10 protein-coding genes are annotated in these 10549 nt (G+C 65.9%); 6 read left to right on the top strand and 4 right to left on the bottom strand.

Features of this window, described 5'->3' with window-relative positions:
- The coding region (locus K0F86_RS19915; RefSeq protein ID WP_219135978.1) for a PEPxxWA-CTERM sorting domain-containing protein at positions 1-190 on the top strand (190 nt) is incomplete at its 5' end.
- Positions 191-202: 12 nt separating this feature from the next.
- Here the strand turns inward: K0F86_RS19915 and rmuC are convergent.
- Both rmuC and K0F86_RS19905 read right to left on the bottom strand, forming a co-directional pair.
- Positions 203-1588, bottom strand: coding sequence for a DNA recombination protein RmuC (rmuC, locus tag K0F86_RS19910; protein ID WP_219135977.1), 1386 nt, complete (start codon positions 1586-1588; stop codon positions 203-205).
- 5 nt (positions 1589-1593) lie between these two features.
- Complete coding sequence (locus tag K0F86_RS19905; RefSeq protein ID WP_034754244.1) at positions 1594-1989, bottom strand: group II truncated hemoglobin; 396 nt, start codon at positions 1987-1989, stop codon at positions 1594-1596.
- 131 nt (positions 1990-2120) lie between these two features.
- On the opposite strand from K0F86_RS19905, the gene K0F86_RS19900 reads away from it, so the two are divergent.
- The 3 genes from K0F86_RS19900 to K0F86_RS19890 are packed head-to-tail and all read left to right on the top strand — an operon-like array spanning position 2121 to position 4271.
- Complete coding sequence (locus tag K0F86_RS19900; protein ID WP_219135976.1) at positions 2121-3386, top strand: MFS transporter; 1266 nt, start codon at positions 2121-2123, stop codon at positions 3384-3386.
- Between the two features lie 12 nt (positions 3387-3398).
- Positions 3399-3746, top strand: a complete 348-nt coding sequence (locus tag K0F86_RS19895) for a GIY-YIG nuclease family protein (protein WP_219135975.1) — start codon at positions 3399-3401, stop codon at positions 3744-3746.
- 57 nt (positions 3747-3803) lie between these two features.
- Positions 3804-4271: a MarR family winged helix-turn-helix transcriptional regulator gene (locus K0F86_RS19890; protein ID WP_219135974.1), complete on the top strand. Its 468-nt coding sequence runs from the start codon at positions 3804-3806 to the stop codon at positions 4269-4271.
- Positions 4272-4282: 11 nt separating this feature from the next.
- Here the strand turns inward: K0F86_RS19890 and cqsA are convergent, their stop codons facing one another.
- Complete coding sequence (gene cqsA / locus K0F86_RS19885) at positions 4283-5530, bottom strand: alpha-hydroxyketone-type quorum-sensing autoinducer synthase (RefSeq protein WP_219135973.1); 1248 nt, start codon at positions 5528-5530, stop codon at positions 4283-4285.
- A 197-nt stretch (positions 5531-5727) separates the two neighbouring features.
- On the opposite strand from cqsA, the gene K0F86_RS19880 reads away from it, so the two are divergent.
- Both K0F86_RS19880 and K0F86_RS19875 read left to right on the top strand, forming a co-directional pair.
- Entirely contained in the window at positions 5728-6984 is a 1257-nt protein-coding gene (locus K0F86_RS19880; protein ID WP_257572254.1) for a HAMP domain-containing sensor histidine kinase, read from the top strand.
- An 11-nt stretch (positions 6985-6995) separates the two neighbouring features.
- Entirely contained in the window at positions 6996-8003 is a 1008-nt protein-coding gene (locus K0F86_RS19875) for a response regulator (RefSeq protein ID WP_219135971.1), read from the top strand.
- On the opposite strand, the gene K0F86_RS19870 is transcribed toward K0F86_RS19875, so the two are convergent.
- A complete protein-coding gene (locus tag K0F86_RS19870) occupies positions 8000-10531 on the bottom strand; it encodes an ABC transporter permease (protein WP_219135970.1) in 2532 nt (843 codons plus the stop codon). The genes K0F86_RS19875 and K0F86_RS19870 overlap by 4 nt on opposite strands.
- Between the last annotated feature and the right edge of the window lie 18 nt (positions 10532-10549).

Raw genomic sequence — 10549 nt, 5'->3', positions numbered from 1 at the left:
CGGCGGACCACCGCCGCGCGGCAGCAGCGTCATCGACTCCTTGGTGCCGAGCATCATCCTGCCCTCGCTGCCGCCCACCGACCTGTCCGTCCTGCCGGCCGTGCCGGAACCGCAGACCTGGGCCATGCTGCTGGCGGGATTGGCGCTGCTGGCCTGCGCCACGCTGCGCCGCCGGCCAGCGGCGACCTGAACGCCGAGGGCGCTATTCGCCGTCGGCCTCGGCGGACAGCCCCGCGTCCGCCGCGCCCAGCAGCAAGGCGGCCGCCTCGCCCGGCAAGGCTTCCACGGATTTCAGTTTGCGCGCCATCTGCCGGCTGCGCACTTCCGCGCTTTCGATATTTTTCGCCGCCTTTTCCAGGGTCAGCCGGGTTTGCGACAGCACATCGCCAAACTTGCCGAATTCCGTCTTGACGGCGCCCAGCACTTGCCACACTTCCGACGAGCGTTTTTCCAGCGCCAGGGTGCGGAAACCCATCTGCAGGCTGTTGAGCAAGGCCGTCAGCGTGGATGGCCCGGCAATGCTGACCCTGTGTACGCGCTGCAATTCGTCGGCCAAGCCCGGGCGGCGCAGCACTTCCGCATACAAGCCTTCCGTGGGCAGGAACAAAATGGCGAAATCCGTCGTCTGCGGCGGCGCCAGGTATTTCTCGGCGATGGTTTTCGCCTCGCCCCGCACGGCCCGTTCCAGCTCGCGGCCGGCCACGGCCACACCGTCCGCATCGGCCCGCTCGGCCGCGTCCACCAGGCGCTCGTACTGTTCCTTGGGGAACTTCGCGTCAATCGGCATCCACACGGGCGGACCGCCGTCGACCATGCCCGGCAGTTTCAGCGCGAATTCCACGCGCGCGCCGCTACCCGGCAGCGTTTCCACGTTCTTCGCGTACTGGTCGACAGTGAGTACCTGCTCCAGCAGCATTTCCAGCTGCACTTCGCCCCACGTTCCCCGTGTCTTGACGTTGGTGAGCACCCGCTTCAGATCGCCCACGCCCAGCGCCAGCTGCTGCATTTCACCGAGGCCCTGGTGGACTTTTTCCAGCCGCTCCGACACTTGCTGGAACGACGCACTAAGGCGCGTTTCCAAGGTGGCGTGCAGTTTTTCATCGACCGTCTTGCGCATCTCTTCCAGGCGCGCGCCGTTATCGGCCTGCAAGTCGCGGATCTTGTTTTCCAGGGTGGCGCGCACTTCCAGCATGCGCTGCGCATTCGATTCCGTCAGCTGCGCCAGCGTTTGATTGGTGCTGTCGGCAAAACGCGCCAGGCTTTGCGCCTGTTCCTCGCGCCCGACTTTCCCCTGCGCCTGCATCTGCGTGCGCAGGCTGTCGAGCTGTTGCAAAGTTGCCGCCTGGAATTGCGCCAGGCCGGCCGCCAGGTCTTGCCGCGTGGCTTGCGCCGACGCCTGCAACTGCAGCCGCACTTCGCGTTCGACCCGGTCGATGCGTTCCAGGCTTTGCTGCTGGTGCTGTTGCACCAGCGCCAGCGTGGTGGCGCCATCGCCGGCCGCGCCACGCGGGCGCAGCAGCAGCAAAATCAACAGGACGATGGCGACGATGGCGGCGCCCAGCAGGCTGTAAAACTCGATTGGACTCATGGGTGTCAGTCAGGTTTGTTGCGCATCCAGTCGGCCGTCTGATAGAACGATTCCATCAGGCGCACGCGCAGGGACTCTTCGATGCCCGTGTCTTCCATGGCCCAGGCCATGGCGCGCAGCCACTGGTCGCGCTCGCTGGTGCCGATGGCGTAAGGCAAGTGGCGGGCGCGCAGGCGCGGGTGGCCGAATTTCTCGATATACAAATCCGGCCCGCCCATCCAGCCCGTCAGGAAAAAATACAGCTTGTCGCGCGAACCGTCCGTCGATGGCGGATGCATGACGCGGATGCCGGCAAACTCGGGCTCAAGTTCCATCAGATCATAAAAACGGTCGACCATTTCACGCAGCACAGGGGCGCCGCCGATGGTCTCGTACAGGGTGGGGGCAGTGGTATCAGTCATGGCCGCCATGATAGCGCAAGCGCCGGCGGCCCACGCGGCGCCCGCTGTCACTGCCACAATAAATGGCAACATACTTGACTACTCAAGCTTGAATCAACTACCATGCAATCTTTAAACCCGAACTGATAACCATGTCGACCACCGCAGAATCCCCTTTGCTACGCAATAGCAACTTCCGCTGGCTGCTGGGCGGCGGCCTCGTTTCCATGCTGGGCGACCAGTTCAGCATGCTGGCCCTGCCGTGGCTGGTGCTGAGCCTGACGGGCGATAGCCTCAGCCTGGGCATCGCCGTGGCCCTGATGGGCGCCCCGCGCGCCGTACTCATCTTGCTGGGCGGCACCGTCGCCGACCGTTACTCGCCCCGGCGCGTGCTGCTGCTGAGCAAATATGCGAACGCTGTCATCCTGCTGGCGCTGGCCGGGCTGCTGATGCTGGACCAGGTCAGCCTGGCACTCGCGTATGCGGCCGCGCTGGCGCTGGGCATCGCGTCCGCCTTTGGCATCCCGGCCGGCACGGCCATCCTGCCGCAAGCCGTGCCGCCGCAATCGCTGCAGAATGCCAACGGCTTGCAGATGGGCACGCGCCAGTTGTCGCTGCTGGCCGGCCCCCTGCTGGCGGCGCTGGTGCTGGGCGCCCACGACGGCGCGCAGAAAACCCCCATGGCGGCGCTGGCCGTCGCCTTTGCCATCGATGCGCTGACGTTTGTGTTTTCCGCCTGGACCTTGCGCCAAGTCAAGCTGCGGCCACTGGCCGCCGCCGCGACGCAAGGCATGTGGCGCGACATGGCGGCGGGCCTGTCCATGGTGTGGCGCGACCTGCCCCTGCGCAGCTGCTATGCCTACTGGGCGCTGGTGGCCTTCTTCGTCATGGGGCCGCTGCACGTGGCCTTACCCGTGCTGGCCAGCGAACGCCTGCACGGCGCCGCGGCGCTGGGCTTGCTGATGGGCGCGCACGGCGCCGGCACCCTGGCCGGCATGCTGGCCTCCAGCCTGGGCGGCGCCTGGCTGCGCCGCCATTTCGGCGCCACCCTGCTGCTGGTCGATGCCGTCGTGGCTTGCTTGCTGATGGCGCTGGGACAAATCAGCACAGCCTGGCAAGGCGCGGCCCTGCTGGCCGTCACGGGGCTGCTGGGCGGCTACTTGCAGGTGGCCATCTTTACGTGGATACAGCGGCGCGTGGCGCCCGCCATGCTGGGACGGGCGATGGCGCTGTTCATGGGCATCTTCCTGGGCCTCGCGCCGCTGTCGGCGGCCGCCACGGGCGCGCTGCTGCGCCACCTGAGCGTGGGCGAGCTGTTCTGCGGCGGCGGCGCCCTGCTGCTGGCGGCCGCCGTGGCCGCCGCCCTGTGGACGGACATCCCGCACATCGCGGGCAACCCTTCCGTATCTTCACCTTGAGAAAGTTCCACCATGGATAAAACACGACAAGCGGCCCTGAAAACGGCCTACCGGCAACAAGCGCCAGCGCTGGGCATCATCGCGCTGTGCCACGTGCCCAGCGGGCGCACCCTGCTCGAACGCAGCCGCAACGCGCCGGGCGCGCTGAACCGCCACCGCTTCGAACTCAAGCTGGGCACGCACCGCAACGCCCGCCTGCAGGCGGACTGGCGGCGCGACGGGGAAGCGGCCTTCCACTTCGAGCTGCTCGACGCCGTCAAGGTGCCCGACGACCCCGCCTTCGATGCGGAGGCCGAGCTCGATGCCCTGCTGGCGCTGCACCAGGAGCAACTGCAGGAGCGGGGGCAAGCACTGTATTGAACAGTATTGCTTTACACTTGCGCACTCAAGCACTGCGCAGCCAACACAAAGAAAACCATGACCGATCACACTTCCCCGTCGCCGGACGGCGCCAGCGCGCTGGACTTTTGCCTGCGCCTGGCGCGCGCCCAGGCGCTCATCGTGCGCCGCTTCGACAGCATCCTGGGCAATCTGCACGGCCTGAGCTTTGGCGATTATCAATTGCTGTACCACTTGCAGCGGGCGCCCGGTGGCCGCCTGCGCCGCATCGACCTGGCCGAGCGCCTGGCGCTGACGGCGTCCGGCATCACGCGCTCGCTGATACCGCTGGAAAAAATCGGCCTGGTGGCGCGCCAGGCCGATGCGCGCGATGCCCGCGTCGGCTATGCCGTCATCACCGAGGCGGGGCAAGCCCTGCTGATCCACGCCGATGCGACGGCGCAGGCGCTGGGCCAGGAATTGCTGGGCAGCGCCAGCGCGGAGCAGCTGGCACCGCTGTCCATGCTGCTGGGCGGCATCGCCGGCAGCCAGCCAGGCAACGGCTGACGCGCTCCCCCTTATACCAGCGCCAGCCTGCGCAGGCGCCGCGTCGATGGCCACTGCTCCACGCCCGTCTCGTCGCGGATGGCGGTGCAGGCGGCCAGCAGCCTGGCGATGTCTGCGTCGTCGAGGGCGGAATTGAGGGTCAGGCGCACGAGGGCGCGGTTCTTCGCCGTGGCCGGGGCGCAGAACATGGCGCCATAAATGCCGTGCCGTTCCAGCGCCTGGCGCAGGGCCAGGGTGGCCGGTTCGCCGCCCGCCTCCAGCGCCACGATCTGCTCCGTGCCGTCGCTGACGTTGTAGCCGAGCTCGCGCAAGCCCTCGCGCACCTGCAGCGTGTGGCGCCGCAAGGCGGCGCGGCGCCCGTCGGCGGCCATGATGAAATCGAGCGCCGCCCCCAGCCAGGCCAGTTCATGCGCCAGCAGGCAGGAACTGAAGATGGCGGGGCGCGATTCGGACAAGAAATATCCCTTGAAGCGGCTGGAACAGCTGATGAAGCCGGCACGCCCGGCAAACGCCTTGGCCAGCGAAGCCGTGCGGAAATGCACACGGTGTCCCAGTCCCCACTCCTCCACCAGGCCCGCGCCCTGCGGGCCGTGCGTGCCCAGCGAATGCGACTCGTCGACCACCACCACGCAATCGCTGCGCTCGGCGATGTCCAGCAATTCCAGCAGGGGCGCCAGGCTGCCGTTGGTGCTGTACAGGGCATCGACGACGATCACGCCGCGGCCATGCTTTTCTACCTGCCGCCGCAAATGCGTCATGTCGTTGTGCAAAAAGGCGACGGCCTGGGCCTGGGCCGACAGCACGCCTTCCCACAGCGACGCATGGGCCTGCATATCGAGGTAGACGGGAATGCCGGGGCCGGCAATACACTGCAACAAGCCGACGTTAGCCGCCATGCCGGACTGCGCCAGGATGCCATCCTCGCAGCCCATGAAGCGGGCCAGCCGGCTTTCCAGCCGGTGCTGCTCGCTGCCTTCCTGCAAATACACGGCCGACATCAGCATGCCGCCCGCGTTCGCCTGCAGGGATGCCACCTGGGCCGCCACCAGGGCCGGTTCGGCGGCGATGGACAGGTAATCATTACCTGCCAGAAAAATGGCATCGGCCGGCGTGGGCTGCCAGGCATGCGGATGCTGGCCGCCCAGCAATTGCTCGATGCGCGTGACATGATGCGCATCCATGCGCCGCACGATGTAATCGGGCAGGCAGTGTTCGGCGCGGGCAAACGACGGGGCGTGAAGGCTGGTCATAATGGTCATAAGTTTTCTCCTGGGGAAATGTTTGCTGCAGATTAAAACCTTGACCGTGTTGCCAACCCGTCCATTGACGTATATCAATGTCCAGTCAGATAGCCGTTCAACCAGGAAAAATTACGCGATGATGACGTTCTGGAAAGCATCAAGGCAGAGTCATGACGCAGCAATGGCAAGGACGATGGACATACTGGCGGCAACGCGTGCGCCAGACACTGCTCCATTCGCTGCTGCATGAGCGCGCGCCGCATGAGCACCTGGCCACCCGGGTTGCCATGCTGGCTGCCGTGGGCACGGTGGCCATGCCGCTGTACTACCTGCTGTGGCAGTTTTTTTTCCCGCAAGCCTATGAAAACCTGACCCTGCGCCTGACGGGCGTGGGCATCTGCGTGGCCGGCCTGTTCGCGCGCTGCTTTTCGGCCCGCTGGCTGTCGCGCTACCTGCTGTTCGCCCTCAGCTACATCCTGCCGTTCTTCTTTACCTTCATGTTCGTGATGAACCATGCGTCGTCCATCTGGAGCGAATCGCTGCTGATCGGCCTGGTGGTGCTGTTTCATTTCGAGACAAAACTGGCGTGCCGCGCCTACCTGATCGGCACGGGCGCCGCCTGCCTGGCCGTCATCGTGCAGGGCGAAGGCGGCTTCCTGCTGCAGCGCGCAGTGCTGCAGCAGCTGCCCGTGCACTGGTTCACCATCGCCGCGCTGTCCGTCGTGAAAGTGGGCGGCAAGGTGCTGGAACAGGAGCGGCTGGCGGGTCTGGCCGCCGGGCTCGGTTCCGTGGCGCACGAACTGCGCACGCCGCTGACCAGCGTGGAGGCGAACGTGCGCGGCATGCGCCGCCTGCTGCCGCAGCTGGCGGGCGAAGCCGAGGCCATGTCGCCGCTGCAGGAAGCGCTGTCGCGCATCCAGTTCGAGGTGCGCCACATGCAGCACATGATCGACCTGTTCCTCCTGAGCGCCAGCGCCGTCAACCGCAACCTGGAACCGAGCCAGGCGCTGTCGATGCTGGACATGGTGAATTCCGTGCTCAAGCGCTATCCGTTTACCGGCAACAAGCAGCGCGCCAGCGTCACGGTGGACGTGCGCGCCGACTTCCAGTTCGCGGGACAGGACGAACTGTGCGTGGTGATCCTGCTGAACCTGCTGCGCAATGCCTTGAAAAGCATCCACCGCGCCGGCAAGGGCCGCGTGCGCATCATCATCGACGGCGCCCGCCCCGTGCCCAGGCTGCTGTTCATCGACACGGGCTGCGGCATCGCGCGCAACCGCCTGCCGCTGATCTTCGAGCGTTTTTATTCGTATCCCGTGCACAACGGCAGCGGCATCGGCCTGGCCCTGTGCCGGCAGATCGCCCACGCCTGGCAGGCGCGCATCCGCTGCGTCTCGCGCGAGCATGCGTATGCGATCTTCATCCTGGAATTTCCCCAGCCCGTGCCTGCCCGCTTCCAACCCACTTCCTAGCAAGGTGACGCATGCAACTGCCCGTCTACACCCATCCGACCCTCACCGTGCTGATCGATGACAGCGATTCCTTTCTGAAAAGCATGGCTTTCCAGCTCGATCCCGCGCTGGCGCGCAAGACCTTCCACGACACGAGCACCGCGCTGCGCTGGCTGCAGCAAACGCACCAGAGTGAAGCCATGCCCCTGCATGTGAATTTCGACCTGCACAGCACGGCGCCCAACGACTGCAATGTCGCCATCGACATCGAGCGCATCTGGCGCATCAGCGGCCAGCCCCAGCGCTTTGCCGTGCCCTCCGTACTGGTGGTTGATTATTCGATGCCGCAGATGAATGGGCTGGAATTCTGCCAGGCCGTACGCGACTTGCCGTGCAAGAAGATTCTATTTACGGGGGCGGCCGATGAAAAAGTGGCCGTGACAGCGTTCAACCGGGGCTTGATCGACCGCTACATCAAGAAGAGCGACGACGATGCGCTCGATATCCTGGAACTGGAAATCGTTGCCCTGCAACGCGAATTTTTCCTGCAGCAATCGGACACCGTACGCGACTTGCTATTGCTGCACGACTATAGTTTTCTGCAAGACGATGCGCTGGCCGCCGTCGTGCACGAGCTGTGCCGGCGCCATGGCTTTGTCGAGTTCTATATTTTTCCGAATCCCAGCGGCATCCTGTTTTTCACGCGCGACGGCCACGCCAGGCTGATGATCATCGAGACGGAACGCAGCCTGCACACGCAGTACGAAATGGCGCGCGACAACGACGCGCCCGAATCCTTGCTGCTGGCCCTGCTGGAAATGCGCGTGATTCCGTATTTTTCCGACGCCGACAGCGATGGCATGTACGCGGCGCACATCGGCGAAAACTGGTTCCGCTACTGCGCCGCGCCCACCATCTGCCTGGGCCGCGTGACGTATTTCTGGGCCCTGTTCGACGTGCCGCCGCATCAGCTTGGCCAGCCGATTCTGTCCTACGCACAATTTTTACGCGCGCAGGCGGGCGACAGCGTGGGCGCTTAGCCTTCGCGCAAGGTTTGCAGCGGTGGATGCTTGAGCACGTTGCGCAAGCCCAGCCAGCCGCCGGCGATCGCGCACAGGGCGCCGGCCAGCAAGCCGAACGCCCACACGCCCGGCGCGAAGCTCCAGGCGAACTTGAACTGGTACGTGGCCAGGGCCCAGCCCATGGCCGCCGCACCCGTCGCCGCCAGCAAGCCGGCCAGCGCGCCGACGAGCGAAAATTCGATCAGCTGCGCCTGCGCCAGCTGGCGCCGCGTGGCGCCCAGCGCGCGCAGCAGGCCCGCTTCGCGCGTGCGCTCGTCCTGCGAGCCCATCAAGGCCGCATACAGCACCAGCAAGCCCGAGGCCAAAGTGAAGGCAAAGAGGAATTCGACGGCCGTGACCACTTGGTCCAGCACGCCCTGTATCTGTTTCAGCACGCCGCCCACGTCGACCACCGTCAAATTCGGGTAGTCGCGCAGCAAGGCGTTGCCCAGGTCCGCCTGCGCGGGCGGCAGGTGAAACGCCGTGATCCACGTCTGCGGCGTGTCCGCCATGGCGGCCGGATTGATGATGACAAAGAAATTGACGCGCATCGAGCCCCATTCCAGCTTGCGCAAACTGGTAATGGCCGCTTCGACGGGTTGGCCGGCGATGTCGAAACGCAGCTTGTCGCCCAGTTTCAGCTTCAATGTCCTGGCGATGCCCTCTTCCACCGACGCCTCAGCCGGCGCACCGGGCGCATTGCTGAACCACTTGCCGGCCACCAGCTTGTTTTCTTCCTGCATGGTCGCCATCGTCGACAGGTTGAATTCGCGGTCGGCCAGGCCCTTGGCGCGGTCATCCTCGTAGGTGCTTTCCGTGATGGCATTGCCGTTCACGGCCACCAGACGCCCGCGTATCATCGGGTACAGCGGCGCATTGGCCACGCCGGCCTGGGCCAGGCGCGCGGCGATCGGGTCTTTTTGCTCGGGCAGAATATTGATCATGAAGCGGTTCGGCGCATCGGGCGGCGTGGCATTGCGCCAAGCCACCATCAAGTCGCCGCGCACCACCGTCAGCAGCAGCAAGGCCATCAGGCCCAGCGCCAGCGATACCACCTGGATGACGGTGGCGCCCGGACGGCGCTGCAGGGACGTGACGGCAAAGCGCCAGCCCTGGTGATTGAAAGCGCCGCGCAGGGTTTTCAGCGAGCGGATGCCCAGCCAGCCGGCCAGGCCGAACAGGGCGAAGCCGCCCAGGAAGCCGGCCGCCGTCAGCAAGGCCAGTTTCACGTCGCCCGCCTGCCACAGCAGCAGCACGACGAAGGCGGCAATGCCCAGGCCATACGTGGCCAGGGCCAGCGCCTGCGGCGGCTCCTGTTCGCGGCGGATCACGCGGTTGTGCGGCACATTGCGCAATTGCAAAATCGGCGGCAGGGCAAAGCCCAGCAACAGCAGCATGCCGGTGGCCACGCCCTGCAGCGCGGGCAGTACGGAGACGGGCGGCAAGTCGCTCTGCACCAGCTTGCCCAACAGCTCCAGCAGCACCAGGTGGCCGCCGAAGCCCACCATCACGCCGATCAGGCTGCCCACCAGGCCGACCAGTAAAAATTCGATCACGTACATGGCCGTCACCTGGTTTTGCGTCAAGCCCAGGCAGCGCAGCATGGCGCAGGCATCGAGGTGCCGCAGCATGAAGCGGCGCGCCGCCATGGCCACGGCGACGGCCGCCAGCATGGCCGACAGCAAGCCGACGAGGGACAGGAAACGGTCGGCGCGGTCCAGGGTCGATTGCATCTGCGGGCTGCCCGATTCCAGCGATTCGATGCGCACGCCTTTTATTGATTGCGCCTTGATCTGGCTTTCCAGCCAGGCTTGATATTGCGCAAGCTCGGCTGCCTTGGCGGGCGGCGCCGACAGCAGCAGCCGGTACGATACGCGCGAGCCGTTCTGCACCAGCGCCGTGGCGGCCAGGTCGCTCAAGGGCAGCATCACGCGCGGGGCGAAATTGAGGAAGGAGGCACCCCGGTCCGGCTCGCTGGCGATCAGTTGCGTAACGGTAAATGCCTTGTCGCCCAGGGTCAGCGTGTCGCCCAGCTTCGCGTTCAGGCTGGACAAGATCGCCGCGTCGACCCACACGGTGCCCGGCGCCGGTACCTGGCTGGTCGGCCGGCCCACGGCATCCTGCGCCTCGCTGAGCCTGGTCGTGATTTTCAGCTTGCCCCGCTGCGGGTAGCCCGGTGACACAGCCTTGATGGACGCCAGTTGCGAGGTCGATTGCTCGCCTTCGCCCGCCTGCGCCATGCTGGGAAACGTGACCGTGTCGGCCAGGATAAAACCGCGCTTGACGGCTTCGGCGCGCCAGACCGCATTGACGGGCTGGTCGGCGCTGATGACCAGGTCGGCCCCCAGCAGCTGGTGCGCGTCGCGGTTCAGGCCCGCGCGCAAACGGTCGACGAAAAAGCCCACGGCCGACAGGGCCGCCACGGCGACGATCAGCGCGACGAGCAGGAAACGCAGTTGCCCGGCGCGCCAGTCGCGGCCGGTCATTTTCAGGGAGAGGCGGAACATGGGCGGCGGGTCTTTATG

This window comes from Janthinobacterium sp. UMAB-60 (assembly GCF_900095235.1).
Taxonomy (GTDB): domain Bacteria; phylum Pseudomonadota; class Gammaproteobacteria; order Burkholderiales; family Burkholderiaceae_D; genus Janthinobacterium.
This window is presented reverse-complemented; position numbering and strand designations above follow the sequence as displayed.

Excerpts from the sequence above, each read along its gene's own strand:
- K0F86_RS19895 (WP_219135975.1), top strand. The coding sequence starts at position 3,399 with ATGGATAAAACACGACAAGCGGCCCTGAAAACGGCCTACCGGCAACAA.
- rmuC (WP_219135977.1), bottom strand. The coding sequence starts at position 1,588 with ATGAGTCCAATCGAGTTTTACAGCCTGCTGGGCGCCGCCATCGTCGCC.
- K0F86_RS19905 (WP_034754244.1), bottom strand. The coding sequence starts at position 1,989 with ATGACTGATACCACTGCCCCCACCCTGTACGAGACCATCGGCGGCGCC.
- cqsA (WP_219135973.1), bottom strand. The coding sequence starts at position 5,530 with ATGACCATTATGACCAGCCTTCACGCCCCGTCGTTTGCCCGCGCCGAA.
- K0F86_RS19875 (WP_219135971.1), top strand. The coding sequence starts at position 6,996 with ATGCAACTGCCCGTCTACACCCATCCGACCCTCACCGTGCTGATCGAT.
- K0F86_RS19890 (WP_219135974.1), top strand. The coding sequence starts at position 3,804 with ATGACCGATCACACTTCCCCGTCGCCGGACGGCGCCAGCGCGCTGGAC.
- K0F86_RS19870 (WP_219135970.1), bottom strand. The coding sequence starts at position 10,531 with ATGTTCCGCCTCTCCCTGAAAATGACCGGCCGCGACTGGCGCGCCGGG.
- K0F86_RS19900 (WP_219135976.1), top strand. The coding sequence starts at position 2,121 with ATGTCGACCACCGCAGAATCCCCTTTGCTACGCAATAGCAACTTCCGC.